The organism is Ruegeria sp. CDSA089 (assembly GCF_059612205.1).
In genome coordinates, this window is the sequence record NZ_JBXWQD010000001.1 from 530,773 (window position 1) to 555,241 (window position 24,469).

General features: G+C 59.8%; 31 protein-coding genes. 9 read left to right on the forward strand and 22 right to left on the reverse strand.

Features of this window, described 5'->3' with window-relative positions:
- Position 1: 1 nt before the first annotated feature.
- From AC2FJ6_RS02650 to AC2FJ6_RS02700, 11 genes are all read right to left on the reverse strand, one after another.
- Positions 2-667: an RcGTA-type gene transfer agent tail tape measure protein gene (locus AC2FJ6_RS02650; protein WP_496668331.1), complete on the reverse strand. Its 666-nt coding sequence runs from the start codon at positions 665-667 to the stop codon at positions 2-4.
- The gene (locus AC2FJ6_RS02655; protein WP_170770526.1) at positions 651-863 is read right to left on the reverse strand and encodes a rcc01693 family protein; all 213 of its coding nucleotides are present in this window, start codon (positions 861-863) and stop codon (positions 651-653) included. Before AC2FJ6_RS02655 ends, AC2FJ6_RS02650 begins: the two co-directional genes overlap by 17 nt.
- Positions 860-1,177 carry a gene transfer agent family protein gene (locus tag AC2FJ6_RS02660; protein ID WP_170770524.1) on the reverse strand — a complete coding sequence of 106 codons (318 nt, stop codon included), beginning with the start codon at positions 1,175-1,177 and terminating at the stop codon, positions 860-862. Before AC2FJ6_RS02660 ends, AC2FJ6_RS02655 begins: the two co-directional genes overlap by 4 nt.
- 4 nt (positions 1,178-1,181) lie before the next feature.
- Positions 1,182-1,595: a phage major tail protein, TP901-1 family gene (locus AC2FJ6_RS02665; protein ID WP_170770522.1), complete on the reverse strand. Its 414-nt coding sequence runs from the start codon at positions 1,593-1,595 to the stop codon at positions 1,182-1,184.
- A 20-nt stretch (positions 1,596-1,615) separates the two neighbouring features.
- Positions 1,616-2,029, reverse strand: a complete 414-nt coding sequence (locus tag AC2FJ6_RS02670) for a DUF3168 domain-containing protein (protein ID WP_170770520.1) — start codon at positions 2,027-2,029, stop codon at positions 1,616-1,618.
- Positions 2,026-2,364 carry a head-tail adaptor protein gene (locus AC2FJ6_RS02675; RefSeq protein ID WP_170770518.1) on the reverse strand — a complete coding sequence of 113 codons (339 nt, stop codon included), beginning with the start codon at positions 2,362-2,364 and terminating at the stop codon, positions 2,026-2,028. The genes AC2FJ6_RS02670 and AC2FJ6_RS02675 overlap by 4 nt, the downstream gene beginning before the upstream one ends.
- A complete protein-coding gene (locus AC2FJ6_RS02680) occupies positions 2,361-2,960 on the reverse strand; it encodes a head-tail connector protein (protein ID WP_170770516.1) in 600 nt (199 codons plus the stop codon). The genes AC2FJ6_RS02675 and AC2FJ6_RS02680 overlap by 4 nt, the downstream gene beginning before the upstream one ends.
- A gap of 174 nt (positions 2,961-3,134) precedes the next feature.
- Positions 3,135-4,313, reverse strand: a complete 1,179-nt coding sequence (locus AC2FJ6_RS02685; RefSeq protein ID WP_170770514.1) for a phage major capsid protein — start codon at positions 4,311-4,313, stop codon at positions 3,135-3,137.
- 36 nt (positions 4,314-4,349) lie between these two features.
- On the reverse strand, positions 4,350-4,895 hold the full coding sequence (locus tag AC2FJ6_RS02690; RefSeq protein ID WP_170770512.1) for an HK97 family phage prohead protease: 546 nt from the start codon (positions 4,893-4,895) through the stop codon (positions 4,350-4,352).
- 26 nt (positions 4,896-4,921) lie between these two features.
- On the reverse strand, positions 4,922-5,140 hold the full coding sequence (locus AC2FJ6_RS02695; protein WP_170770510.1) for a GTA head formation protein, RCAP_rcc01685 family: 219 nt from the start codon (positions 5,138-5,140) through the stop codon (positions 4,922-4,924).
- Positions 5,133-6,293 carry a phage portal protein gene (locus AC2FJ6_RS02700; protein WP_170770508.1) on the reverse strand — a complete coding sequence of 387 codons (1,161 nt, stop codon included), beginning with the start codon at positions 6,291-6,293 and terminating at the stop codon, positions 5,133-5,135. Before AC2FJ6_RS02700 ends, AC2FJ6_RS02695 begins: the two co-directional genes overlap by 8 nt.
- Positions 6,294-6,564: 271 nt before the next feature.
- Between AC2FJ6_RS02700 and AC2FJ6_RS02705 the strand changes: the two genes are divergently transcribed.
- Entirely contained in the window at positions 6,565-7,026 is a 462-nt protein-coding gene (locus AC2FJ6_RS02705; RefSeq protein WP_170770506.1) for a hypothetical protein, read from the forward strand.
- A gap of 6 nt (positions 7,027-7,032) precedes the next feature.
- On the opposite strand, the gene AC2FJ6_RS02710 is transcribed toward AC2FJ6_RS02705, so the two are convergent.
- Together AC2FJ6_RS02710 and AC2FJ6_RS02715 are read right to left on the reverse strand one after the other, a co-directional pair.
- Positions 7,033-8,334, reverse strand: a complete 1,302-nt coding sequence (locus AC2FJ6_RS02710) for a DNA-packaging protein (protein ID WP_170770658.1) — start codon at positions 8,332-8,334, stop codon at positions 7,033-7,035.
- 542 nt (positions 8,335-8,876) lie between these two features.
- Entirely contained in the window at positions 8,877-9,755 is an 879-nt protein-coding gene (locus tag AC2FJ6_RS02715; RefSeq protein WP_170770504.1) for a DMT family transporter, read from the reverse strand.
- A gap of 372 nt (positions 9,756-10,127) precedes the next feature.
- On the opposite strand from AC2FJ6_RS02715, the gene AC2FJ6_RS02720 reads away from it, so the two are divergent.
- The gene (locus tag AC2FJ6_RS02720) at positions 10,128-11,384 is read left to right on the forward strand and encodes a DEAD/DEAH box helicase (RefSeq protein ID WP_170770502.1); all 1,257 of its coding nucleotides are present in this window, start codon (positions 10,128-10,130) and stop codon (positions 11,382-11,384) included.
- A gap of 39 nt (positions 11,385-11,423) precedes the next feature.
- Here the strand turns inward: AC2FJ6_RS02720 and mltG are convergent, their stop codons facing one another.
- From mltG to fabD, 7 genes are all read right to left on the reverse strand, one after another.
- A complete protein-coding gene (gene mltG / locus AC2FJ6_RS02725; protein WP_170770500.1) occupies positions 11,424-12,584 on the reverse strand; it encodes an endolytic transglycosylase MltG in 1,161 nt (386 codons plus the stop codon).
- Positions 12,585-13,850, reverse strand: coding sequence for a beta-ketoacyl-ACP synthase II (fabF, locus tag AC2FJ6_RS02730; protein WP_170770498.1), 1,266 nt, complete (start codon positions 13,848-13,850; stop codon positions 12,585-12,587).
- A 185-nt stretch (positions 13,851-14,035) separates the two neighbouring features.
- The gene (locus tag AC2FJ6_RS02735) at positions 14,036-14,779 is read right to left on the reverse strand and encodes a 1-(5-phosphoribosyl)-5-[(5-phosphoribosylamino)methylideneamino]imidazole-4-carboxamide isomerase (RefSeq protein WP_170770496.1); all 744 of its coding nucleotides are present in this window, start codon (positions 14,777-14,779) and stop codon (positions 14,036-14,038) included.
- 118 nt (positions 14,780-14,897) lie between these two features.
- Positions 14,898-15,437, reverse strand: coding sequence for a GNAT family N-acetyltransferase (locus AC2FJ6_RS02740; RefSeq protein WP_170770493.1), 540 nt, complete (start codon positions 15,435-15,437; stop codon positions 14,898-14,900).
- A 141-nt stretch (positions 15,438-15,578) separates the two neighbouring features.
- Positions 15,579-15,812 carry an acyl carrier protein gene (locus tag AC2FJ6_RS02745; RefSeq protein ID WP_008756330.1) on the reverse strand — a complete coding sequence of 78 codons (234 nt, stop codon included), beginning with the start codon at positions 15,810-15,812 and terminating at the stop codon, positions 15,579-15,581.
- A gap of 208 nt (positions 15,813-16,020) precedes the next feature.
- Positions 16,021-16,758, reverse strand: a complete 738-nt coding sequence (fabG, locus tag AC2FJ6_RS02750; RefSeq protein WP_170770491.1) for a 3-oxoacyl-[acyl-carrier-protein] reductase — start codon at positions 16,756-16,758, stop codon at positions 16,021-16,023.
- Between the two features lie 41 nt (positions 16,759-16,799).
- Complete coding sequence (fabD, locus tag AC2FJ6_RS02755) at positions 16,800-17,738, reverse strand: ACP S-malonyltransferase (protein ID WP_170770489.1); 939 nt, start codon at positions 17,736-17,738, stop codon at positions 16,800-16,802.
- A 171-nt stretch (positions 17,739-17,909) separates the two neighbouring features.
- Here fabD and AC2FJ6_RS02760 point away from each other — a divergent pair, with 171 nt between their 5' ends.
- Complete coding sequence (locus AC2FJ6_RS02760; RefSeq protein ID WP_170770487.1) at positions 17,910-19,136, forward strand: cytochrome b/b6 domain-containing protein; 1,227 nt, start codon at positions 17,910-17,912, stop codon at positions 19,134-19,136.
- Positions 19,137-19,204: 68 nt separating this feature from the next.
- Here the strand turns inward: AC2FJ6_RS02760 and AC2FJ6_RS02765 are convergent, their stop codons facing one another.
- Both AC2FJ6_RS02765 and AC2FJ6_RS02770 read right to left on the reverse strand, forming a co-directional pair.
- The gene (locus tag AC2FJ6_RS02765) at positions 19,205-19,777 is read right to left on the reverse strand and encodes a YceI family protein (RefSeq protein WP_170770485.1); all 573 of its coding nucleotides are present in this window, start codon (positions 19,775-19,777) and stop codon (positions 19,205-19,207) included.
- 126 nt (positions 19,778-19,903) lie between these two features.
- Complete coding sequence (locus AC2FJ6_RS02770; protein ID WP_170770483.1) at positions 19,904-20,422, reverse strand: hypothetical protein; 519 nt, start codon at positions 20,420-20,422, stop codon at positions 19,904-19,906.
- Positions 20,423-20,707: 285 nt separating this feature from the next.
- On the opposite strand from AC2FJ6_RS02770, the gene rpsF reads away from it, so the two are divergent.
- The 6 genes from rpsF (at position 20,708) to AC2FJ6_RS02800 (ending at position 24,413) form a co-directional block, all read left to right on the forward strand.
- Positions 20,708-21,061, forward strand: a complete 354-nt coding sequence (gene rpsF, locus AC2FJ6_RS02775) for a 30S ribosomal protein S6 (RefSeq protein ID WP_170354526.1) — start codon at positions 20,708-20,710, stop codon at positions 21,059-21,061.
- A gap of 27 nt (positions 21,062-21,088) precedes the next feature.
- Positions 21,089-21,316: a 30S ribosomal protein S18 gene (gene rpsR, locus AC2FJ6_RS02780; RefSeq protein ID WP_005608650.1), complete on the forward strand. Its 228-nt coding sequence runs from the start codon at positions 21,089-21,091 to the stop codon at positions 21,314-21,316.
- Positions 21,317-21,328: 12 nt separating this feature from the next.
- The gene (rplI, locus tag AC2FJ6_RS02785; protein WP_170770481.1) at positions 21,329-21,952 is read left to right on the forward strand and encodes a 50S ribosomal protein L9; all 624 of its coding nucleotides are present in this window, start codon (positions 21,329-21,331) and stop codon (positions 21,950-21,952) included.
- A 152-nt stretch (positions 21,953-22,104) separates the two neighbouring features.
- Positions 22,105-22,581, forward strand: coding sequence for a transglycosylase SLT domain-containing protein (locus tag AC2FJ6_RS02790; RefSeq protein WP_170770479.1), 477 nt, complete (start codon positions 22,105-22,107; stop codon positions 22,579-22,581).
- Positions 22,582-22,756: 175 nt separating this feature from the next.
- The gene (locus AC2FJ6_RS02795) at positions 22,757-23,458 is read left to right on the forward strand and encodes a LuxR family transcriptional regulator (RefSeq protein ID WP_170770477.1); all 702 of its coding nucleotides are present in this window, start codon (positions 22,757-22,759) and stop codon (positions 23,456-23,458) included.
- 97 nt (positions 23,459-23,555) lie between these two features.
- Positions 23,556-24,413, forward strand: coding sequence for an acyl-homoserine-lactone synthase (locus AC2FJ6_RS02800; RefSeq protein WP_170770475.1), 858 nt, complete (start codon positions 23,556-23,558; stop codon positions 24,411-24,413).
- The last annotated feature ends 56 nt before the right edge of the window (positions 24,414-24,469 follow it).

The following is a 24,469-nucleotide window of genomic DNA, read 5'->3' on the forward strand; positions in this document are numbered from 1 at the left end:
TTTACCTATTGCGATTGCCGCGACCCAAGGCGCGGCTCATCTGTGCGGCGATCTGGCTTTGACTGCGTCGAAAGCCCTGCACGTCAGGTGTGGTGATGTTCATCACCACATTCACCGCTCCACCTCCGCCCGATGTGCGAACGCCCAGCTTGCCATCTGGTCCGCGCGCCAGAGGCATAATCGCCTCAGGGCCAGCCTCACCCATCAGGCCGGTCGCGCCGCGCATAGGGAAAGTCGTCGGGCCGGTGATCACCCCGCCATTGGCAAAGGGCATTACCCGGCCCTGGCTAAAACTGCCGCCGTCTGCAAAGGGCAGGATGCCTTGGACAAAACTGCCGACCCCGTTTGCCAGCAGGCCACCGAAATGATCCGTTACCGGTTTGATCGCCGCCGCGTAAGCTGCCTGAATCATAGAGTTCTTCAGGACACCCAGCGCGTCCGACAGGTTCATCCCATCCAGCAGCACGCCATCAAAGGCCCTCCGCAACCCGCCAGACATGCCGCGCTCCAGCGCGGCGACGTCCTTGCCAGTTTCCTCGAAGGCTGCGCTGATCCGCTTCATCTGGCTGTCAAATGCTGCCGCCATGGAAGCGGCATCGCCTAGCGCGTCGCCCAACGCCTCACCCCGCTCCTGAAGGTCGTCCAACCCGTCACGATCCGTCGTCATCACGCTCTCCTTGTTCCTTGTCCGGGTAGGCTGCCAGCAACGCGTCCAGCCCCGCCCTGTTCATCGCGGGCACGCCTGCGCCCTGTCCTAGCATCAGTCGCAGCTCAGCCGGGGTCAGACGCCAGAACTGATCCGGCGTCAGACGCAAGCCGGTCATCCCGGCCCGCATTAGGGCGGGCCAGTCGAACCCGCTCAACGATCCGGCACCATGAAGGCGCGGGCCAAAAGCTCGGCCGCAGCGCGGGCCCCTGCCATGGGGCCGCCTTCGATCTCAGCCCGCAGCATGTCGGCACGCGATACATCCGCCCCACCGCCCCGCAGCCCCGCCACGATCAGCGCCAGTACATCACCGCTGGAATAGGCCCCGCCTTCGAACCGCTGTACCAGTTCCACCAGAGTCCCGGTGCCCAGTGCCTGTTCCAGTTCCGCCAAAGCACCCAGCGTCAGCTTGAGCACCCGTCGCTGCCCATCGATGGTCAATGCCACCTCACCCGTCCACGGATTGGCCATCGGCTTACAGCGCCGTAAAGGTCAGGGCACCCGCGCTGGCCAGGCTCATCTCATAGGTGGCCTCACCATTATGCGAGCCCGAATATTCGATGCCCGTCACCTGAAACGCGCCTTCGACAATGCCGAAATCAGGGATGATCACCTGAAAACTCGGCGTCTCACCATCAAAGAACAACTGACGCGCGCGCTCATCTGTGCCTGCGTCCTTGAACACGCCCGAGCCCGAGATCGAGGCCGATTTGACCCCCGCCCCCGACAGCAGCTCGCGCCATCCGCCCTGGCTTTCAAGGCTGGTGATATCCACACTTTCCGCGTTGAAACTGACCCGCGTGGCGCGCAGGCCCGCGATGGTCTCGAACAGGCCCGAGCCGTTCATATCCACTTTGACCAACAGGTCTTTTCCGTTCTGGGCAGCCATATGCTCTCTCCGTTGATTGCTTAGTCGTCTTCCACGCGGGCGCGGAATCTCAGGTCGATTTGACGGATCGCGCCGCCCGTTCCCGTGCGCCGGGCGCTGGCACGTTCGAACCACAGACCCACAAGGCGGCCCCGGTCCAAGCTCAGAGCCGCACCTTCCAGCGCATCACACACCGCGCCCGCCAACGTCTTGGCCGTTCCAAAGCCTGCGGCCTCGGACACCACCGATACAGTGAACCGATGCACGGCCCCCGTGCCCGACCGGTCTGAGGCATCGCGCACCTCTTCCGGGCCCAGCGTCACATAGGTTTGGGGCACCGCCCCTGCCGGAACCGCGTCATAGATCGCGCCGCCCGACAGCGTGCTGACCTGTGCGTCGCCCGTCAGCTGTTGAAACACCGCCGCCTGCAACGCGGCTGAAACGCCGTAACTCATGCCGCCACCTCTTCGTCTGCAAAACAGGTCAGGTACTGGCCACGCGGGTCGCGCTCGGCCACCGCGCGGATCACGAACCGGCGCGGGCCCTCAGAGAACCGCTGATCCGGGCTTGGGCGCATGGACGACCCCTCGGGCGCGCCGCGCACCACGATGCGATAGCCAACGCGCGAGATCGGAACGCCCGCAACAGACCGCTCGGACCCGCTGCGCGCGGTGATCTCGGCCCAAACCGTTCCAACCGCCGCCCAGGACTCGGTATAGCCACCGGCCCCATCCGCGCTGCGCACCGCAGCTTCAAGCACCAGCTTTCTGTTCAATCGGGGCGTCTTCATTGCGCCACCCCGGCACCAAAGCGCACAATCCGGTAGCGTTGGATCAGGCTGGTGACGCCAAAGGGCATACAGCCCGCGCCCAGCGCCGTCTCATCGCGGTATTCATAGTAATGCGCCGCCAGCAGCAGCACCGCCTGCCCCAGATCAGCGGGCAGAGCCCCCCAATCCGCAGCCATCCCGGCGGTAAATGCAATCTTGACCGACCCACCCGTGGGAATGGTCGGCAGGCTTGCTCCGGCAGGACGCAGACGCGGGCGTTGGCTGTCTTGGGCCAGACGATACCGGCCACTGTCCACCACCGTGTCAGTGCCGGTTGCGTCGGTCACAGTCACCGCGCTGATCGCCGTGACCGGGGCCACCGGCAACACCTCACCCGCCGCATCACGCCAGCCGTTCAAATCCCACGAAAACGCGCGCGCGATCAGCACCTTGCCGGTGCGCGCCTCAATCGCTGCAATCGCTGCCCGCAAAAATCCTTTCAGAACATCGTCCTGCACACTGTCTTCGGCGAAACCCGTTCCCAGCCGCAGATGAGCCTTGAACTGGTCCACCGGCAGCGCCGCATCCGCGATGGCGGTTTCTTCGATCAACATCATCCATTCACTCCGCAATCTCGGACCCCTCCGGGGCCGTAACTTCAGGAATTGACGGGCACGCGCCGCCCCACGTTGCTCGGACGGAGGGGAGCAGCTAGACAACGCAAGGGATCTCACCCCGGCACGCGCCCGCCGCCCCGGGGGGCCAATGGCCCCCCGAGGATTCAGCCCGCTTTAGGCGGTGCCGAATTTCACCAGCTTGATCGCGGCAAAGTCGCTCACGTCGCCGCCGACGCGCTTGGTCGCGTAGAACAGGACATGCGGTTTGGCGCTGAACGGGTCGCGCAACACGCGCAGGTCGGGACGCTCGGCAATGGTGTAACCCGCCTGAAAATCACCAAACGCGATCGAGAAACTGTCGGTGCCCGCATCCGGCATGTCCTCGGCGATCAGCACCGGATAACCCATCAGGCGCGCAGGCTCACCCGCCGCCAGACCGTCCGACCACAGGAAGCGGCCATCGCTGTCCTTCAGCTTGCGGATCAGACCCGCGGTTTTCGAGTTCATCACGAATGTGCCGTTCACGCGGTACTGCGCGCCCAGCGCATAGACCACATCGACAATCGCATCCGCATCAACACCGCCGTCGATGCCGGTGGGCACGTAGCCAATGTTGCCCCAGTCCCAAACGTCATTGTCGACCTTGGTGTGGCTCAGGATACCTTTGGGCTTGTCTGCCCCATCACCGTTGATAAAGGCCGAGGCTTCGGCGCGGGCGAACTTGTCTGCAATGCGGCCTGCCAGCCAGCCTTCGACGTCAAAGGCGCTGTCATCCAGCAAACGCTGCGAGGCTTTGGGCAGCGCGCTCAGCTCGTGCAGCGAGATCGAGATACGGTCAATCGACGGGGTCGCGGTCTCACTCGCAGCGGTGTTCTCATCGGCCCAGCCCGCGCCCACATCGGTATGGTCGATCAGCACATCGAACGAGTTCGCCTCGACATTCACCACAGACGCGATCGAGCGGATCGAGGCGGTGGATTTCAGCACCGACTTGATTATTTCAGCGGTCTGCGGATCAACCAGATAGCCACCATCGCTGTTCACGGCGCTGGACAGGGATTTCGATTCCATATCAAGCCCGCGCAGGCCGTCATCCTCGCCCGAACGCACATAGGCGTCAAAGGCCTTCTGGTGCGGTGCGCCGTCCTCGATCGAGGCCGCAAGGTGCGGACGCGCCGCGATGGTTGATTTACGATCCAGCATGGTCAGTCGCTCTTCTGTCTGTTGCAGTTGGGTTTTCACTTCAGCCTTGAGGCCCTTGAATTCATTCACGAAGCCAGTCATCGCCTGCTTCACCTCCTGAACCAGGGGCGCACCCTCTCCGGTCAAGGCCGGGGTTTCGGTCTTGCTCATCAGCACTTCCATTTCTTGGGTGGGGGTTGAGGCGCGCTAGGTCCGCGCCAGCTCCTGCCGGGCGGTGTTGAACACCTCGGCAATACTGCGCCAGGTGTTTTCAACGTCAGGCTCAACGCCCTTCGCTGCCACCCGCGCACTGGGCAGCATCGGGAACGTCACCAAGGACACTTCCCACAGCTCCAGTTCGGTCAGGACCCGCTGGCCCTTGTCATTCTTCACGGCCCGCTTGGTGCGATAGCCAATCGACAGACCATCCATCGCACCCGCGCGGATCAGTTCGGCTGCCTCACGGCCCTTTTGCGTTGCCTCCAGCAGACGCCCTTTGACCCAAAGGCCCCGGTCATCCTCGCGCACCTCTTCCCAGACGCCGATGGGTTGCGCCGGATCGTGCTGCCACAGCATCTTGACCCGCTGCCCCGCTTTCGCCAGACCGTCAAGCGAGGCTCGATACGCCCCGCGTTGCACCACGTCGCTGCCCTGATCTACCTGACCAAACAGGCTGGCATAGCCCTCGATCACAGCATCGTCCGTTACCGAAAGCCCGTCTCCGAACCGCGCGAATTTGTGTTCCAAATCCATGAACACCTCCTCGTAAGCCTCTGATTTCACGGCGTCGCCGCAAGGAATGACTGAAACACCTGCGCCAGGATCACTGCCGCGACGCCATAGACCGTCAGCCACAACCGTTTCTCCAGCCGTTCCATCATTTCTTCGATCTGATCCAGCCTGCGGCACAAGTGGTCGTGCTGGATCTCGGCCACCCTCTCATGCGCGGCCAGACGCAGGCCCGGCGCGCAATCGAACGGGGGATACCCCTCAGCCATCCGCGCGCTCCGGCAGCCCCAGCAAGGCGCGCTTTTCAGCGTCGGACAGGAAGTCGGCGCCATTGACCCGCGCCCATTGCGCATCGCGTTCCGCCGACAGCGCAGGCACCTGATCCAGATCGGGCTTCAGCACCAGATCCTCGCCGGTGTACCCCACCAGCCACTCCGACACCGCCGCCGCCACCCGCGTCACCAGAGGCAGCACGGTCAGGCGGTAAAACGCCCGATTGGCCTCTTGATAGTTCGAATAGGTCGCGTCCCCTTGTATCCCCAGCAACATCGGCGGGACACCGAAGGCCAGCGCGATCTCGCGGGCGGCGGCTTCCTTGGTCTTTTGAAACTCCATATCGGACGGCGAAAAGCCCATCGGCTTCCAATCCAGCCCCCCTTCCAGAACCATCGGACGACCTGCATTGCGCGCCCCGCGATAGTTCTGTTCGATCTCATCCGAGAGACGACGGAACTGATCCTCGGCCATCACCCCATGGCCATCACCCTTCCAAACCAGCGCCCCCGAAGGCCGCGCCGCGTTATCCAGCAACGATTTCGACCACCGCGACGCACTGTTATGCACGTCAATCGCCATCGCCGCCGCCTGCATGGGCGAGAACCCATAGTGGTCGTCCTGAGGGTGGAAGGACTTGATGTGACAGATCGCATCCGCCGGAAACCGGTGCGTCTTGCCACCCGCTGTATAATCATAAGCCTTGGGCCAGCCATCTGCGCCCGGCACCACGCTCATCCGGTCGGATCGCAGGACGTGTAGCTCAACCGGCAAGCCTTCTTCGGCCTGAACCGCCTCGACATAGGCATTGCCCGACAACAGCAACTGCCCGAACAAAGCCTCCATCAACTCCGCCCGCCCCTGCGCCGCATTTGGACGACGCATCAACGACAGGATGGGATGAGTATCAAACCGCTGCGCCTGATCCTGCAACACCAAAGGCAACGCCGCCGCCGCCTCGGCAATCAGCTTGACCGAGCGAAACCCCACCGGGTTGCCCGAAAACCCCGTCCGCGTCAGCGACACCGCGTCCCGAGGGCTCCACGCCACGCGCCCGCCCGTCTGCCACGCCACCACGGGGCCCGCCGCGCTGGCCTTCGCATCGGGCGCTTCGCCCGCCGATCCACGACGCAAGAAATCGAATACCATCTGTGCTCCTTTCTGCCGCCGCTCTGCCCGGCTTGTTGAAAGGAGTTATGACGGAAAGAAGTTTAGGGCTTGGGAATGGAGCGTACGGGGGTTGGGCAACGGGCATATTAGACCTAACAAAAAACAAGAATTTTAGCGGCAAGTTGATAAAGAGCCCCCAAGATCACAACCATTCATTGGGATATTCATCTTCCTAATACAAACTGCAATTTGGTTAGGACGCTGGTTTGAGTACAAAGCAAATCTCTTACTATGAATCAGACTTGAAACTATGAAATGTCATCTGGATTGGGCGGAATGCAGCGTTGCTTTTGCCGCAGACGGTACACTGCGGGACATATATGTGCTCGGTACAACCGAAGCAGATTGGCAGAAATTTACTGATTTCGCTGCGAAGCTCGACTCATCTTTCTATTGCGATGGTGAACAACGGAAACTGCCCAAACATATATCATCCATATTCGACTCAAACAGAGAACAATTGGTACTTATGAAAATTGAGACCGGATGTACTACAATCCATTGCCATTTCTTTACCGAGTCTGAATTGGAACTAGATGATGACCCCAAACACATTGTCTCACAGCAAGGCCTGAACGAAATCTCCGAATTCATCATAGGGCTTGGTAAGGTGCTGAAAAAGAACGTCGTACTGACCGAAGAGAACGCTCCGGCGGCCGTATGGCTCTCCTATTCCGCAGCAGATAAAAAGATCGCGTTCCGACACCCTTAGAAACGCTCACAAACTCCGCACCCTCGGCCTTCTAAACACCCCCGCAGGCCCCACAACCAGTTCATGCAGCGCCCAGACCATCGCATCCACTCGGTCAGGCGAGCCCTGCCCCTCGAACCCGCGCGCCGTCATCTGGCACATCTGCTCCTCCAGCGCGTCCAGCCCGGCCACATGGCTTACCCGTCCTTGTTCATACAGAGCCGCCACAGGCTCGGCCCGCGCAACCTTACCGCGCGACGCCCGCACCGCACGGAAAGGGACCAGAGGGTCCACCTGCCGCACGACCTCTTCCACCAGTTGCCCGCCCTGATTGACCTCGGCCACCAGCCGCTCGGCCCCGAATTCATCCATCGCGTCAATCGCCGCGTGCGCCCAGCCCGCCGGGCCAACGCCCTGCACCGTCCGGTCGGCCAGCACATAGGCCCGCCAGTCCTCGGGCGCGCCCTGTAGCTGAGCCCCCACGACCACAATCCCGCAAGCATCCGCGTCCGCCCCCGCCGTCACCGCCGGGTCCAGCGCCACGACGATGCGATCCAACGCAGGCACCCGCGCGCACCGCGCCGCCTCCAGCATCGAGCCGGTCCACAGCGCGCCCTCAGCATCCGACAGCAGCACCCCGTCCAACTCCTGCCGCCCCAGCCGCGTCCCCGCATAGCGCGCGCGCACCTCGTCCAGAAACGAATCCGCCAGATTGGCCCGGTTCGCCTCGGTCGGTGCATGGGTCTGCACGGTGGAGGGCGACGCCAATAAATCCTTCAAAACCTTCACATTACGCGGTGTGGTGGTCACGCAGACCCGAGGCCGATCCCCCAACCGCAGCGCAAACTGCAACATATCCCAGGTCTCGCCCGCCTTCTTCCACTTGGCCAGCTCATCCACCCAGGCCGCATCGAACTGCGGTCCGCGCAACCCCTCGGGATCATGCGCCGAAAACGCCTGCGCCTCGGCCCCGTTTGGCCAGATCAGCTTGCGCTCCGACGCTTTCCACACCGGCCGACGATCCGGGGGCGAGCATTGCAATATGCCGCTATCGCCAAAGATCATCACATCGCGCACCTGATCAAAGGTCTCCCCAACCAGCGCCACCCGGCTGGCCTCGCCCTTGTCCAGCGGCTTGGACCCTTCGACCATCGACCGCACCCATTCTGACCCCGCCCGCGTCTTGCCAGCCCCGCGCCCGCCCATGATCACCCAGGACCGCCAGTCACCCTCGGGCGGTAGTTGATGCGGCAGCGCCCAAAATTCAAACAGGAAAGGGAGGGCACACAGCCCCCCCTCCCCGATCTCACTCAGAAACCTGTCCCTCACCGCAGCATCGGCGGAGGCGAGCCAGCCTGCACCCGATTTCAAATCGAGCGCGCTCAAGGTCGAGCGCGTATCCCCCTTGGGCAATTCCGGCTTGTCTGTGATGTTGTTCGACAAAGCTTGTCTCCACTTTCTGACAACTTCGGATCAGCCCCTCTAACTGACCCAGTTGTTTTGCCGTTCCGGCAAGATCTGCATCCTCCCCGGTTCCGATTTGCCTGCGCAGTTCTTCTGCTGCTTGGCGCAAACCGCGAATAGATGTTTCCAGCGACTGCAACAGTTCCGCCGTCTGGGACATCCGCTCTTCCGGGGTAATTAAAGTCATGTGTGCCTGTGACCTCATGCGTGAGTTTTCTCCGCACGAGAGAAACGAAAAAACGACCGCCGGGTTGCCCCGCGGCCGTTGCTCATTTCTTCTAGCATGACACAATCAATACGACAAAAAGCACGCAAAGTCAATATGTTGCGCAACACCCATGCAACAGGAACCGCACTGCCTGTTAAGACTGTTGGCGTTTGATCTGTCTATCCAGCGGTAAACTCGCTCAACCCCGAGCGATCTCCAGCACAGCGGCACTCACAATCAGCACTGCCCCCGTGGCCTCGCGCAGTCCAAAGGGCTCGCCCGAAAATACAGCAGCCGAAATCAGGCCGACCACAACCTCGCTCATCAATAACAACCCCACCCGAGCCGGTGTCAGTAAGGTCGCGGGCCAGATCGTCAGAAAGATCATTGGCAGAGTGTACAGCACCGACAGTATCGCAATGGGCAGCACACCGACAATCGCGCTTTGCTCTTGCACTCCGCCCGCGCTGAACACCAGGCTGATCAGCGACAGCATCAGAGCCCCGGCAATAAACGCAAAAACCTGCCCCGGAACCGAAATGCCCGAGGAGCGATACAAACCCAGCGTGCCCACCGCCCAAGCCATGCCGGATACCAGCGCCGCCCAATCTCCGACATTGCTGGGCCAAGGGATCCCCTGACCGCTGCCAAGGACGATCGCCATGCCGCCTAAGCCACATATCAACCCCAAAACGCGAGTTCTGGTCAGATGCTCGCCTAGAAAAACCCGGCCTAAGATCGTGCCCCAAACCGGCGTCAGGTAAAACAGCAGGATGGCTCGAACGACATCCGTATAGACCAGACTGATCGTGAACAGACCAAAGGCCGCACCCGTGAACATGCCGCTGAACATCAAATCCTGCCAGCGCCGTGCCAAACCATGCCGGTCGCGCCACAAAAGCGGCAAAAGGAAAAGCAGCGCTGCCGAATACATCACGATCCCCGGCCAAGCCCCTTCCAGCCCCTGATCCACGAAGTAGCGGACAGGGATCCAGTACAGTCCCCACATCATACCGCCAAGAACCAGGGCACCACTGGCGAGCTTGAGGCTATGGCCCTGCTGTGCACTTCCCGTCATTCCCAACCCCAAACTTCGCCTCGCAATGTTACGACGCGCTGAACCGCCACTCGGAAATCGATGGCTCAAACTGATTGAGAACGCCAGCAGAATTTAGAACTCCGACCGCCAGTCCATCAGACAAATACTTGACAATGCCCGCGCCAACGCTCATGTGCCGTCCATCAGCGCCGCCGCGTGAGCATCCGGGCCTTTGCCCCCACGGCGCACCATATCTCTCCTGGTTCCCCTTCACGCAGGGTTCTTGATGCGATGGCCGGATGGCGCAGGATACGCCTGTGCGTCCCGAGGTCTCGCTAAACCCTGCCTGCCGCGCTTTTGCGCGGTCACACGCATCCGCGCGCAAAGTTGCGGATATCAAAGGATTATTACGTGTTCGACTTCGACATGCTGGGCCTTGCCCCGGCTTTGAATGACGCCCTGAAACGGGCAAACTTTACTCAACCCACACCGATCCAAAACCAGGCCATCCCAATGGCGCTGAATGGTCATGACATTCTTGGGCTGGCCCAGACCGGCACTGGTAAAACGCTGGCCTTTGGTCTGCCGCTGATTGATCACCTTCTGGCGCAACCGGCCAAACCTGCACCCAAGACAGTCAAGGCGCTGATCCTTGCCCCGACGCGCGAACTGGTGAACCAAATCGCGGACAGCCTGCGTACCCTCACGCAAAAGACAAAACTACGCGTCGCCACCGTTGTCGGTGGCCAATCCATCGGTAAGCAGATTTCGTTCCTATCGCGCGGCACCGATATTCTGGTCGCCACCCCGGGACGACTGATCGACCTGATGGAGCGTGGAGCCGTCGATCTTGGTTCAGTGCGCCATCTGGTGCTGGACGAGGCCGACCAGATGCTGGACATGGGCTTTATCCATGCCCTGCGTAAAATTGCACCCGCCTTGGGCACGCCGCGCCAGACGATGCTGTTCTCGGCCACCATGCCGAAACAGATGGAAGAGCTGAGCCAGTCCTACCTCACCAACCCGCAGCGCATACAGGTGTCGCCTCCTGGCAAGGCGGCGGACAAGATCACTCAGTCCGTGCACTTCCTGTCCCGCGCGGACAAGCCCCGCAAGTTGCGTGAAATCCTCTCGGCCGACTTGGACGCTCTGACGCTGGTCTTCTCCCGCACCAAACACGGGGCCGAGCGGTTGATGAAGGACCTCGTTCGGGATGGCTTCAATGCAGCCTCGATCCACGGAAACAAAAGCCAAGGTCAGCGGGATCGCGCCATCAATGCGTTCCGCGCTGGCGAGATCAACATCCTCGTCGCGACAGACGTTGCCGCGCGGGGCATCGATATCCCCGGCGTAGCCTATGTGATCAACTATGACCTGCCCGAGGTGCCCGATAACTATGTCCACCGCATTGGTCGTACAGCCCGCGCAGGGCGCGAGGGCGAAGGCATCGCCTTCTGTGCCCCGGACGAGTTGGACCAGTTGAAGCAGATCCAGAAGCTGATGAAGATCGACATTCCGGTCGCCAGCGGCACCATGCCCGAATTCGCCGAGCCCAAAAAGCCGCGCAAACAGGGCGGTTTTCGGGCGCGTAGGCCACAGGGGGGCAACACATCCTCCAAGCCTTCAGCGTCTAAACGGCGGCGTCCGCGCAGACGCCCCGCTGCGTAAAAAAGAAAGGGCCGCGATTTCGACGCGGCCCTTTTTTTCTTAGTTGCCCGAACTGTTTCTCTCGGCCTCAATCTCGCGCCACTTGGCGACGTTTCGATTGTGCTCGTCCAGCGTTTCGGCAAAAGCGTGCCCACCAGTTCCATCCGCGACGAAGAACACAAAGTTTGTCTCCTCCGGTGCCACGGCGGCCTCAAGACTGGCCAGCCCCGGATTGGCAATCGGGGTCGGTGGCAGACCGTCAATCACATAGGTATTCCAAGGTGTTGCGCGGCGCAGTTCACTGCGGCGCAAGCCACGCCCCAGCGTGCCCTTGCCCTCGGTCACGCCATAGATAACCGTCGGGTCCGTTTGCAGTTTCATACCCCGCTCCAACCGGTTCACGAAGACGCTGGCCACTTGCCCACGCTCATGCGGGACGCCGGTTTCCTTTTCGATGATCGAAGCCAGGATCAACATCTCTTCGGGGTTCGAGATCGGCAGATCATCCTGACGGCTTTCCCAGATCGCGTTGATCCGAAGTTGCTGCTTGTCCTGCATCCCCCTCAGCACGGCCGTCCGGTCGGCTCCGCGCGCGATGTCGTAGCTGTCAGGCGCCAACATCCCCTCGGCGGGTATCTCAGCCACCTCGCCCGTCAACGCGTCGATCTGCTTTAGCCCTTCGACCACCTGCCACGAGGTCACACCCTCGGCCACCGAAACACGATAGCGCGTATCCGCATCTTCGCGTTTCTCGACATAGGCGGCAGGCACCTCGTCCGAGGTCACATCAAAAGTCGCAATCTCATCAAAATCCAGCGTCGCCGGGTTCAGCTCGCGCACGCGGGTCTGAATTCGGGTGACGCCGATGCGATATTCGATCTCCGACCCGCAGGTGCTGGCACCGCTGCTGGTGATCTCATCTATGATCTGTTCCATCGACGCGCCTTCGCGCACCAGAAAGCTGCCAGCCTTAAGCTGCGGCGCCTTGTCGGTGTAGTCTGCCGCCATCCGAAACAGCACGGCGCTGGTGATGGCGCCTTGCTCCTGCAGCTGTTGGCTGACCGCACCCATGTTCGAACCGCGCTGGACCTGAAGACAGATCGCAGTTTCAAGCGGGCCCGCGTTTTTGTAACGGGATTGCCCCCACAAGATCAGACCACCCATCAGGAACAAGCCAACCACCAAAACGGTCAGCATGTTCGATGCAAGGGCCCGCCACATTTAACTGACCTTTCCGAAGATCACGCTGGCATTGGTGCCACCGAACCCGAACGAGTTCGACAGCGCCACGTTGATCTCACGCTCGCGCTTGGCGTTGGGGGCCAAGTCAATCGGCGTCTCGACAGCCGGGTTATCTAGGTTGATCGTAGGCGGTGCAACCTGATCGCGGATTGCCAGGATCGAGAAGATCGCCTCGATCGCGCCCGCCGCGCCCAGCAGGTGGCCAGTCGCCGATTTGGTCGAGGTCATGGTCGCATTCGCCGCGTGATCGCCCAGCAGGCGTTCGACCGCGCCCAGTTCGATCGTATCCGCCATGGTCGAGGTGCCATGCGCGTTGATATAGTCCAGATCTTTCGGCTCCAGCCCGGCGCTGCGTAGCGCGGCTTTCATCGAGCGCTCGGCCCCGTCACCATCCTCGGACGGTGCGGTGATGTGATAGGCGTCACCGGACATGCCATAGCCCAGCACCTCGGCGTAAATCTTCGCCCCCCGCGCCTTGGCGTGTTCATATTCTTCCAGCACGACAATGCCCGCACCTTCGCCCATGACGAAGCCGTCGCGGTCGATGTCATAAGGGCGGCTGGCTTTCTTGGGATCATCGGCATATTTGGTCGACAATGCCTTGCACGCGTTGAACCCGGCAATTCCGATCTCACAGATGCAGCCTTCGCCGCCGCCCGCAACCATGACATCCGCATCACCTGCACGAATGATACGGCTTGCATCGCCAATTGCATGAGCACCGGTCGAACAAGCCGTCACGACCGAATGGTTCGGCCCTTTGAACCCACGACGGATCGACACCTGACCCGAGGCCAGATTGATCAGAGCGCCAGGAATAAAGAAGGGCGAAACACGGCGCGGGCCCTTGTCACGGATCAGATTCGCGGTATCCGCGATAGACCCAAGCCCACCAATACCCGAGCCTATCAGAACACCTGTGCTCAAGCGCGCTTCTTCATCTTCGGGCATCCAGCCAGCGTCTTCGCAGGCCATATCGGCAGCCGCAATCGAGTACAGGATAAAGTCCTCAATCTTGCGCTGTTCTTTCGGCGACATCCAATCGTCGGGGTTGAACGTTCCGTTCGTGCCATCACCGCGTGGAACCTCGCAGGCATAGGTCGTCGTGACCCCACTGCCTTCGGCATCAAACTGAGTGATCGGGCCCGCACCGGATTCTCCGTCCAACAGCCGCGACCAGGTTTCCTCGACCCCGCTGGCCAACGGAGTGACCAATCCCAGACCGGTTACAACGACTCTGCGCATGAAATGCCTCTTGCCTGCTTCGTGTTTAAGAAACGCTCATACCCCGGCGTAGGGGCCGGGGGCAAGAGCAAGGGCGCATTCAGCCCAGAACCAGTTATCATCATGTGCGTTGCACAGACACCGAAAAACAAAAACCGCCCCCTCAGGTCGTTTGAGAGGGCGGCAAATTCATGATGGAACCGATTTTACTGGAATTCGGCCACCGGCTCATGTGCGGTCGAGGCCACAGCCAGTGCATCCGACAGCTCCAGCGTCTTGCGGAACAACGCCCGCCCGACAATCGCTCCCGAAATATTGGGGATATAGGCCAGGCGCGAGATATCGTCGGCCGTGCGTACAACACCGCTGGCGATGACAGGCGTGCGCGATTTCTCGGCAACCCCCGAGATCAAACCCAACTGCGCCTCGACATCTTCCATGTCGCTGTCGATATCTGTCACCAGAATTGCGGCAAACGGAGTATCGGCGAAGGCTTCGATATAAGCTTCGGCGGTAAATGCGCTTTGACTGCGCCAACCTTCGGTCATCACGTGACCTTGCCAGATATCGACCGCCAGAACGATCTGGTCCGGATACAGCTTTGCCAGCTCTTTAACCAGATTAGGATCCCAGGCGGCCAATGTACCGATGACGATCCGACCCGCGCCCTTGTCGATCCAATGTTCGACCTGCTCACGGGTGCGCATGCCGCCCGCCAACTGCACCGGGATCTCGGCCGAGCGGATGATCTCTTCGACCAGTTCCGCATTAGTATCACGCCCTTCGATGGCGTCGAAGTCCGTCAGGTGCATCCATTCCGCCCCTGCGGCAGCCCAGCTACGGGCTGTTTCGGCAGGGTTCACGTGCCAGATCATAGCTTCGTCCAGGCGGCCCTTGTCCAGTGTGACACACCGGCCGTTCTGCAATTCCATCGTGGGGTAAATCCTCATGAGCCTGATCCTCCGCTCAATCCTTGTGCTATACCCCAATATCATAGCCGAAGAAATTACCCGTGCGGCAACCAGTTTCGGCAAACCACGGGCATTTTGCGGCATCGCAGCACGGAGATCAGTGACGTGTGGGTGGACCTGTTCGACGCATCAATTTGACCGCAGCTCCTTGATAATCGCAGTCGCGCAGAGGCTCATATCCCAGTTTTTCCGCCAATCTTTGCGAAGTCTCATTTTCGGAATTTATCATTGCAACCAATGGCCCCGGCATGATGCGGTCAAACCATTCATGCGCGGCCTGAGCGGCCTCAAGGCCCATGCCCTGTCCCTGCGCCTCGGGGGCCAGAACCCAACCTGCCTCGGGAAAACTGTCGAAATCCTCGCCCAACGCACGGTTGCCATAGAAAAAGCCGGCCTGCCCAATCATCTGCCGATTCGATTGCTGAATCACCGCCCACTGACCAAACCCGGCCATCTGCCAATGCCCAGCATTGCGCAAAAACGAATCCCACGCTTCGCCACGCGATCGCGGTTTGCCGCCAATATGCCGCACGACACACGGGTTACGCCAGATCTCGGCGAACCGGTTGAAATCCTCAGGCCGCATGGCGCAAAGCGTCAAGCGTGCCGTGTTTATCATCGGGGTGGATCGTATCATGCCCTGCCCGCTCTGAAATTTTTGCCTCAGCTGAAAGCGTGCGTGCGAAATGGACATCTGACAAGCCTGAATACGCGTCAGGCAACAAAAAACGGCGCCTCCGTTGCCCGGAAGCGCCGCTTTCATAAGATTTCGAAGGTCTTAGGACGCTTCAGAGATGAATTTGACGGCGTCGCCAAAGGTCTGGATGGTCTCGGCTGCGTCATCAGGGATCTCGATGCCGAACTCTTCTTCGAAGGCCATAACCAGCTCAACGGTGTCCAGGCTGTCTGCGCCCAGATCGTCGATGAAGGAAGCGTTTTCCGCTACTTTGTCTTCTTCAACACCCAGGTGCTCAACAACGATCTTCTTAACGCGATCTGCGACGTCGCTCATGTCTATTCCTCATTCCATTTCAGGGCATAGTGCCCGGTTCTGCCCTTGCCCGCTCAGGCTGGCCTTGATGTGCCCGTCTGGGCGGTTTGGGTTCCCGATTGCCGGGAAACTAGAAGGCCGACCCTATGGCCGACCCCCGAATTGATGCGCCGCCTATAGCACAGACAACGCCCAAGGCAAACGCTTTCGCGCCTGTCCCGACAGGTGGTCACAACATGGCCATACCGCCGTTTACATGCAAGGTGGTTCCGGTCACATATCCGGCCTCGGGGCTGGCAAGGTACAGAACTGCCGCAGCAATTTCCGATGCATCCCCCATACGTCCGGCCGGGACCTGACCCAGAATGCCCGCCTTCTGATCGTCGGTCAGCTTGTCGGTCATCGCCGTAGTGATAAAGCCCGGAGCCACCGCATTGGCCGTGATTCCGCGACTTGCAACCTCATAGGCCAGCGACTTGGTCATCCCGACCATACCGGCCTTAGACGCAGCATAGTTCGCCTGACCGGGGTTGCCCGTCGCGCCCACCACGGAAGAGATGTTGATGATCCGGCCCCAACGCGCCTTCATCATGCCGCGCAGCACGCCTTTGCAAAGTTTCGCGGTCGAGGTCATGTTGACGTCGATTACGCTCTGCCATTCGTCATCCGACATGCGCATGAACAGGTTGTCGCGGGTGATACCCGCATTGTTGACCAGAATATCGACCGACCCCATCGCATCCGCCGCCTGCTTGGGCAGAGCGGCCACAGCCTCAGGGTCGCTCAGGTTACAGGGCAGCACGTGGGCGCGGTCGCCCAACTCAGCGGCCAGCGCCTCAAGCGGTTCAACCCGTGTGCCGGACAGCGCCACCGTAGCGCCGGCAGCGTGCAGAGAGCGCGCGATCTCACCACCGATCCCGCCCGAGGCACCGGTGATCAGTGCGTTCTTACCTGTCAAATCAAACATTCTCTTATCCTTTAGCTACGCGCCACGCGACGCGCGGTGTCTTACGATTCGGCTTGTGTCACATTCTGCACGTCATCTGGCGTGCCGACAGCTTTACCCGCGATCGAACGGTCGATTTTGCGGATCATCCCGGACAGAGCTTTCCCTGCCCCGATCTCCCACGTCTCGGTCACGCCCTGCGCGGCCATGTACTGCACGCTTTCGCGCCAGCGGACCGAGCCGGTGACCTGCGCGACCAGCAACTGTCGGATCAGATCGGGGTCACCGACCGCTTCGGCGCGCACATTGGCAATCAGCGGCACGGCAGGCGCTTTGATTTCAACCCCTGCCAAAGCTTCGGCCATCACGTCGGCAGCAGGCTGCATCAGCGCACAATGGAAAGGCGCGCTGACAGGCAGCATGACGGCCCGCTTGGCGCCCTTTTCCTTGGCAATCTCGGCCGCACGTTCCACAGCAGCCTTCGCGCCCGAGACCACAACCTGCGTCGGGTCATTGTCGTTTGCGGCCTGACAAACCTCACCCTTCGCGGCCTCATCCGCCACGGCGCGCACGGCATCAAGGTCCAGCCCAAGGATCGCCGCCATCGCACCCTCGCCCACCGGCACGGCACTTTGCATAGCCTGGCCACGGGTGCGCAGAAGACGCGAAGTATCTGCAACCGACAGCGCACCAGCAGCGGCCAGCGCGGAATATTCCCCCAGCGAATGCCCGGCCACAAAGGCTGCATCGGTGATCGAGACGCCCTCGGCCTCTAGCGCCCTCATTGCCGCCATTGACGTTGCCATCAACGCAGGTTGTGCGTTTTGGGTCAGGGTCAATTCAGCAATATCGCCGTCCCAAATCAGGCCGCTCAGCTTTTCGCCCAGGGCTTCGTCCACTTCGTCGAACACCGCCTGAGCAGCGGGGTAAGCCTCGGCCAGAGCTTTGCCCATTCCGATGGTCTGGGCGCCCTGCCCCGGGAAAACAAATGCGCGTGTCATTGCAACCTCTTGGATGACGTTAGGTTGCGGCGGGGTGTAAACTGTGTGACCGCGCGGCACAAGTATTGCCTGATCTCTGCACAAAGGCACCGTATCTGTGCGCCCTGCGCCCTTGAGTCCTGCCCTCACGGCGATAGGTTGAACCCAACCACCCTTTCGCCGGAGCACCCGATGCCCTCGACCAACACGTTTTCCAGCTATGGCAGCGTCACCAAGACCTTCCACTGGCTGACCGCCCTGCTGATCTTCACCGCCTTTCCGCTGGGCTATTTCGCCAATGATCTGGCGCAGGCCATCTATGACCCGAACATCCCGACGACCGAAGATGACATCACCCGCGCGGCGCGCCTGTTCTCACTGCACAAAACATTGGGCGTGGCGGTGTTTTTCGTGGCCCTCGCTCGCATTCTCTGGGCCCTGACCCAAACCAAACCCGGCCTTTTGAACGCCGACAATAAGCCCGAGGCCTTTGCTGCCGAAACCGTGCATTGGCTGCTATACGGCTCGTTGGTGCTGGCACCGCTGACCGGCTGGATACACCACGCCGCAGCCGAAGGGTTCGCGCCGATCCTTTGGCCCTTTGGCCAAAACCTGCCGCTGGTCCCCAAATCCCAGCATCTGGCCGAATTCACCGCCAGCCTTCACTGGCTGTTCGTCTGGACCCTAGGTGGCGCGCTGGTGCTGCATATTGCCGGGGCGCTGAAACACCACGTCATCGACAAAGACAGCACATTGCGGCGTATGCTGCCTGGCTCAGCCCAAGCCCCCGAGCCCCCGGCTCAACACCATTCCAAGACGCCCGCGCTTGCCGCGCTCGTCGTCTGGGGTGCGGTTTTGGTCGGCGGCTGGGGCATCGGCGCGTTCAGCCATCACTCTTACGCTCAGGGCGAAGCCACGGCACTGGCCGAAGTCCAATCGGACTGGCAGGTTCAGGAAGGAACTCTGGGCCTTACCATCAACCAGCTGGGTAGCCCAGTCACCGGTAGCTTCCAGGACTGGACGGCCGCCATAGCCTTTGATGAGCCCGCCGAGCCCGGCTTGGCCGGTTCGGTCGAGGTGACGATCTCAATCCCGTCGCTCAGCCTAGGCACGGTCAGTGATCAAGCTATGGGCGCGGATTTTTTCGACAGCGCACAATATCCCACTGCGCTGTTTAAGGCAGATCTATTCAAAACCGAAACCGGGTATGAGGCACGCGGCCCCTTGACCATCCGCGACAAGTCCTTGGACGTTGTGCTGCCGTTCACTCTGGATTTGCAAGGCGACACCGCGACGGTTTCTGGTGAATTAGAGTTGAACCGCATGGATTTCGATGTGGGCACATCGCAACCCACCGAAGCTTCACTGGGCTTCGCAGTCACTGTAAGCGTCGAGCTGACTGCTACGCGCGGTGAATAGCGGCGAACAAACGAAAACCGCCGGGGCAAAAAGCTCCGGCGGTTTCGATTCTAGAATAGTAGCCTTATTTACTCGGCTTTCTGCGCCTCGACCGAGATCTGAACATTAACCTCGTCACCCACGAAGGGTGCGAACTGGCCCAGATCGAAATCGCTGCGGATCAGAGTGGTCGTCGCGTCGAAGCCAGCCCACGGCTTGCCTGCCATCGGATGCTCACCCGCCTGGTTCAGCTTGGCGTCCAGTACGACCGATTTGGTTACACCATTCATGGTCAAATCGCCGGTGATATTGGCGGTGTTCTCGCCTGTCACTTCGATGCTGGTGGACGTGAAGGTGACAAGATCGCCTTCAGCGGCACCGAAAAAGTCTTCGGTCATGAAGTGATCTTCGCGCGGTTTCCAGCCCGTGAACATCTCGATAACGGGCATCGAAACCGTCACGCTGGACGCAGCCGGGTTTTCTTTGTCGAACAGGATCTCGCCTTCAAAGCCCGAGAACATGCCATAGGTGGTCGAAAAACCAAGGTGGTTATAGTTGAAAATGACCTGGCTGTGGCTTGGGTCCAGAACGTATTTCTCGGCACTTGCAAACGCCGAAGTCGCCGACACGGCCAGTGCAGCAGCAAGAAGGATGGGTTTCATGACAAACTCCGCAATGTTGTGGATGCAAACCTGTTGGGTTGCTCGGTAACGAAAATGTGCCGCCAAGGGGCGGCACACAAGCTTTATTCGCTCACAACTTCTGTTCCTATATGAACAGAATAATATTCAGGCGAAGATTGTTACACTTCCACTCAATTGACCCTTGAGCGCTCGGCTGACATCCGCCGACTGCAGGGGCAGCTTCATCAGCAGGCTACCATCGACATCAAACAGTTCGACCTGATCATCGCTGAATTTGGCACCGCCTAGCGTGTCATAGCTGCGGCGCAGAACCGTTTGCGGGCGGCCGTTTTCGTTCTTTTGCAGAACGCGGACTTCGCGACGGATCGGGTCAAAATAGGCATCGGGACGCGAGTCCAGCATCTGAATGGTCAGCAGACTGACACCAACGATCAGGAAAGCAAGCGACGCTGCCATCTTGATCGGCCAAACTTCGGCGGCCATGGCCGAACCCGGTGCCAGCCACATGGAAAAGGACATCACGATCAGAAAGGCACCAACCATGCGCGCCAAAATCATGCGCACTTTCCAGTTCGGAGCGAATGTGATCAGAACTGGAACGGATTTCTCAAAACGCGCGCCGGTCGCCGACTGTTCAAGTGTATTCGTATTCATCGCGGTCATTTCTCTCACCCTGTTTCTCAGGTTGCCGTCGTGGGTCCGGTGTGTCCGGTCTGTCCCCGGTATGAAATTCAAGATCGACTTGAAAAGCGTCAGGAATTGGGCGGTGCAAAGGAAATAGCAGGACTTCACCAAGGCACGTGTGTCAGGTCTTGCCCCGCCGCCATAAACGTGTATACGGGGCCATCCTTCGCTAATCACATGAATCGCGCAGCCTCTCGTGGCAGGGTCGCGAAGGACCAAACGGCCCCGCCTATGAAATGCGCCTTGATATAAACAGGAGTGCACATGCCACTGTATGAGCATGTAATGATCGCGCGTCAGGATCTGTCCAACGCGCAGGCAGAAAGCCTTGTCGAACATTTCGGCACTGTTCTGGCTGACAACGGCGGCAACGTCGTCGAAAGCGAGTACTGGGGTGTCAAGACGATGGCCTACAAGATCAACAAAAACCGCAAAGGCCACTATGCCTTCCTGAAAACCGACTCGCCTGCTGGCGCGGTTCAGGAAATGGAGCGCCTGATGCGCCTGCACGAAGACGTCATGCGCGTTCTGACCATCAAGGTTGACGAACATGCCGAGGGCCCCTCGGTCCAGATGCAGAAGCGCGACGAGCGCGAAGGCCGCCGCGAGCGCCGCTGATCAACGCCTGACGAAAGGACATAAACCATGGCCGCAAAACCATTTTTCCGCCGCCGCAAGGTCTGCCCGTTCTCGGGCGAGAACGCGCCCAAGATCGACTATAAAGACACTCGTCTGCTGCAGCGCTACATCTCTGAGCGTGGCAAGATCGTTCCCTCGCGCATCACCGCCGTTTCGGCGAAAAAGCAGCGTGAACTGGCCCGTGCTATCAAGCGCGCCCGCTTCCTCGCCCTGCTGCCCTACGCCGTGAAGTAAGGAGAGACTGATATGCAAGTTATCCTGCTGGAACGCGTTGCGAAACTGGGTCAGATGGGCGACGTCGTTGACGTCAAGCCCGGCTACGCCCGCAACTTCCTGCTGCCCCAAGGCAAAGCTCTGAGCGCGTCCGAGTCGAACATCGCCTCGTTTGAAGCCCGCAAGGCGCAGCTTGAAGCGCACAACTTGGAAACCAAGAAAGAAGCTGAAGCACTGGCTGAAAAGCTGGACGGTCAGCAGTTCATCGTGATTCGCTCGGCGTCGGATGCCGGTGCTCTGTACGGCTCGGTCACTCCGCGTGACGCTGCAGAGGCCGCGACCGAAGCTGGCTTCACCGTCGACAAGAAACAGATCGCCCTGATCGCACCGATTAAGGAGCTGGGTCTGCATTCGCTGGCAGTCAAACTGCACCCCGAGGTCGAAGTTGAAATCAAGATGAACGTCGCCCGTTCGGAAGAAGAAGCCGAACTGCAAGCTTCGGGTAAATCGATCCAGGAACTGGCCGCTGAAGAAGAAGCCGCCGCTGAATTCGAAATCGCCGAGCTGTTCGACGATATCGGTTCCGCCGCGTCCGACGACGAAGACCTGATTGCCGAAGAAGCACCGGCTGCGGATGAAGACGACGCGAAAGCGTAACCTTCAACCTGTGAACTTCGAAAAGGCCGCGCCATTTTGGGCGGCCTTTTTTCATGCACGAACTGGGCGGCATAATTCAGCCTGAATTTCCAGCTACCCTTGCGGCCAGAGACAAGTTTCCTAGTATTTCGTCCAAAATTCCGGAGCCCTTGATGACTCAGATCCCGCGCCGCAGTGTCTTAGCCCTTCTTCTTGCCGCACCGCTGGTGGCTTGCGGCACCCCCGACACACCGACGCGTGCGGCCTTTGATCCCCCCCTTTACCCGAACGAAACGCCCGAGCTGCGGGCATCGATCAATAAATGGGCCGATCACTACGAATTGCCGCGCGAGCTGGTGCACAAACTGGCTATTCGCGAAAGTACGCATCGCCCCTGGGCCGTGAACCGACCCTATTACGGGCTGCTGCAAATCCTTCCGGCCACTGCACGGTCCATGGGCTACCAGGGCGATCCGCAGGGGCTCCTCGACGCCGACACCAATTTGGAATTTGCCGGCAAGTACCTGCGCGGCGCATGGCTGCTGTCCGACGGCGATCAGCAACGCGCGATCTTTCTCTATGCCAAAGGCTACTGGCCCGAGGCAAAAGCACGCGGATTGTTGGTTGAAACAGGGTTGGTTCCCGAATAGCCCTCCGAGGCTGCCGAAAACCTTGTATTAATGCGTTATGACGTCGCGAATGGCGGATAATAACACTACACATGTGAACAAACTGCTTGCGCGCTGCCTTACGCCTCGTAAGATTTACTGAACATTAACGCCGTTAACCTCTGAACCGAGGTTAACCTCCGTAAAGGTTGAAAAGTTGAAGCTGATCGACTTGGCCGCTATCGACCACGAGGAAAAGTCAGCCGCTGACATAATTGACGCGGTTTGTTCCGAGCTTGGCTTTGATTACGCATCCTATGCGACATTCAACCCCGTTAAGGGAGATGTTCAAGGCTACGCGAACTATCCTGACGAATGGAAGATTCACTATGGTACGCAGGGTTTTCATAAATTTGACCCGACTTTGTATCAATCCGTGCTCAGTATCGCCCCCGTAGACTGGGGTCGCTTTAACCATGATGACAAGTTCCACACCGTGTTTCGGGACGCCCATGACTTTGGCATCACGACCCGAGGCCTTTCGGTTCCGGTGCGCGGCCCTTACGGCGAATGCGGGCTGCTGAACGTAACGCGTGACTGCTCGGACGACGAATGGGACAAGCTCAAGCGGCACGTGATGGGGGACCTGCAACTTGCCGCCGTGCACGCCCATGACACGGTCATGCAGTCGGGTTTGTTGGGCAAAGCACTATACCTACCTGCCCTGTCAACGCGCGAGAAAGAGATCCTTCAATGGGCGGCCGAAGGTAAATCTCAGCAGGATATCGGTGATATCCTGTCCATCTCGCACCGGACCGTCGAAGTGCATATGCGGTCAGGGCGGGAAAAACTAGGCGCATTGACCACGCCGCAGGCGATCGGACGGGCCGTTAGTCTCGGCCTGATAGCTCCCGGTTAACAAAAAAACTAAAATTCTACGGGAATCCCCTAATAGTCTCAGATCACAACTTTGTTAATCCTCTGTTCACGGTAACCAATCTGTAGGGGGATGGAACATGATCATCGTGATTGATGGGATGAACCAACACAAATTCAAAGACATCTTGGATGAGATGTATCAACTGCGCGCACGGGTCTTCGGCGACCGCTTGGGATGGGACGTAAACATCCAGGACGGGCGAGAGATCGACAGGTTCGATACGCTCAATCCTGCACACGTGGTCAGTCTGAACGACGAGGGGAACGTCGTTGGCTGTATGCGTCTGCTGCAGACCACAGGGCCTCATATGCTGGCCGATGTGTTTAACGCGATCCTGGATGGCGAGCCGCCTGTGCGCAGCGCCCAGATTTGGGAGGCAACCCGGTTTTGTGTCGACACTAAAAAGTTGGGGCGCGGGAGGGGTGAGAATTCGGTCTCCTATGTCACCAGCGAAGTCATGATCGGTTCGTTCGAATACGCCAAGACAGCCGGAGTGCTGGACTCGATCGCTGTTATCGACCCGGTGATGAACCGCGTCCTGCAACGATCCGGGAACGCGCCTTATGACTATCTGGGCACCGCGAAACCCATGGGGAAAGTGGTGGCGATGGCCGCCCTCATGGATTGCTCGGACGAGCGTATTTCAGGAATTCGCGACTATGCTGGCATCGCCCATGACGTGTTTCTGACCGACGAACAAGCGCTCCAGCTTTTCGCCAAGTCCAACGTCAAACCACAACCCAAACCCGCAAACTTCGATCACAAGCCACTGAGTCAAATGGAAAAATACTTCGTAGAACAAATGAGCGCCGCAACCACCCAGGAAGAGGTCAATGCCGTATTGCGCTTGATAGAAGAACTCTCGGACAAGTTCACACCCGAGCAGAAGATAGCCCTGATGCGTTCCCCCCGTGCTCTAGCTCATGGGGCCTGACCCCCTCACCTCAGAAGTTAGAGCCACTTAGTCGGAGCCGCCTTTATCAGGCGGCT

Excerpts from the sequence above, each read along its gene's own strand:
- AC2FJ6_RS02675 (WP_170770518.1), bottom strand. The coding sequence starts at position 2,364 with ATGAAGACGCCCCGATTGAACAGAAAGCTGGTGCTTGAAGCTGCGGTG.
- AC2FJ6_RS02685 (WP_170770514.1), bottom strand. The coding sequence starts at position 4,313 with ATGAGCAAGACCGAAACCCCGGCCTTGACCGGAGAGGGTGCGCCCCTG.
- mltG (WP_170770500.1), bottom strand. The coding sequence starts at position 12,584 with ATGTGGCGGGCCCTTGCATCGAACATGCTGACCGTTTTGGTGGTTGGC.
- AC2FJ6_RS02665 (WP_170770522.1), bottom strand. The coding sequence starts at position 1,595 with ATGGCTGCCCAGAACGGAAAAGACCTGTTGGTCAAAGTGGATATGAAC.
- fabG (WP_170770491.1), bottom strand. The coding sequence starts at position 16,758 with ATGTTTGATTTGACAGGTAAGAACGCACTGATCACCGGTGCCTCGGGC.
- fabD (WP_170770489.1), bottom strand. The coding sequence starts at position 17,738 with ATGACACGCGCATTTGTTTTCCCGGGGCAGGGCGCCCAGACCATCGGA.
- AC2FJ6_RS02705 (WP_170770506.1), top strand. The coding sequence starts at position 6,565 with ATGAAATGTCATCTGGATTGGGCGGAATGCAGCGTTGCTTTTGCCGCA.
- AC2FJ6_RS02680 (WP_170770516.1), bottom strand. The coding sequence starts at position 2,960 with ATGATGTTGATCGAAGAAACCGCCATCGCGGATGCGGCGCTGCCGGTG.
- rpsF (WP_170354526.1), top strand. The coding sequence starts at position 20,708 with ATGCCACTGTATGAGCATGTAATGATCGCGCGTCAGGATCTGTCCAAC.
- AC2FJ6_RS02700 (WP_170770508.1), bottom strand. The coding sequence starts at position 6,293 with ATGGTATTCGATTTCTTGCGTCGTGGATCGGCGGGCGAAGCGCCCGAT.
- AC2FJ6_RS02790 (WP_170770479.1), top strand. The coding sequence starts at position 22,105 with ATGACTCAGATCCCGCGCCGCAGTGTCTTAGCCCTTCTTCTTGCCGCA.
- AC2FJ6_RS02760 (WP_170770487.1), top strand. The coding sequence starts at position 17,910 with ATGCCCTCGACCAACACGTTTTCCAGCTATGGCAGCGTCACCAAGACC.
- AC2FJ6_RS02660 (WP_170770524.1), bottom strand. The coding sequence starts at position 1,177 with ATGGCCAATCCGTGGACGGGTGAGGTGGCATTGACCATCGATGGGCAG.
- AC2FJ6_RS02715 (WP_170770504.1), bottom strand. The coding sequence starts at position 9,755 with ATGACGGGAAGTGCACAGCAGGGCCATAGCCTCAAGCTCGCCAGTGGT.
- AC2FJ6_RS02695 (WP_170770510.1), bottom strand. The coding sequence starts at position 5,140 with ATGGCTGAGGGGTATCCCCCGTTCGATTGCGCGCCGGGCCTGCGTCTG.
- AC2FJ6_RS02650 (WP_496668331.1), bottom strand. The coding sequence starts at position 667 with ATGACGACGGATCGTGACGGGTTGGACGACCTTCAGGAGCGGGGTGAG.
- AC2FJ6_RS02740 (WP_170770493.1), bottom strand. The coding sequence starts at position 15,437 with ATGATACGATCCACCCCGATGATAAACACGGCACGCTTGACGCTTTGC.
- AC2FJ6_RS02735 (WP_170770496.1), bottom strand. The coding sequence starts at position 14,779 with ATGAGGATTTACCCCACGATGGAATTGCAGAACGGCCGGTGTGTCACA.
- rpsR (WP_005608650.1), top strand. The coding sequence starts at position 21,089 with ATGGCCGCAAAACCATTTTTCCGCCGCCGCAAGGTCTGCCCGTTCTCG.
- fabF (WP_170770498.1), bottom strand. The coding sequence starts at position 13,850 with ATGCGCAGAGTCGTTGTAACCGGTCTGGGATTGGTCACTCCGTTGGCC.
- AC2FJ6_RS02800 (WP_170770475.1), top strand. The coding sequence starts at position 23,556 with ATGATCATCGTGATTGATGGGATGAACCAACACAAATTCAAAGACATC.
- AC2FJ6_RS02770 (WP_170770483.1), bottom strand. The coding sequence starts at position 20,422 with ATGACCGCGATGAATACGAATACACTTGAACAGTCGGCGACCGGCGCG.
- AC2FJ6_RS02670 (WP_170770520.1), bottom strand. The coding sequence starts at position 2,029 with ATGAGTTACGGCGTTTCAGCCGCGTTGCAGGCGGCGGTGTTTCAACAG.
- AC2FJ6_RS02745 (WP_008756330.1), bottom strand. The coding sequence starts at position 15,812 with ATGAGCGACGTCGCAGATCGCGTTAAGAAGATCGTTGTTGAGCACCTG.
- AC2FJ6_RS02690 (WP_170770512.1), bottom strand. The coding sequence starts at position 4,895 with ATGGATTTGGAACACAAATTCGCGCGGTTCGGAGACGGGCTTTCGGTA.
- rplI (WP_170770481.1), top strand. The coding sequence starts at position 21,329 with ATGCAAGTTATCCTGCTGGAACGCGTTGCGAAACTGGGTCAGATGGGC.
- AC2FJ6_RS02765 (WP_170770485.1), bottom strand. The coding sequence starts at position 19,777 with ATGAAACCCATCCTTCTTGCTGCTGCACTGGCCGTGTCGGCGACTTCG.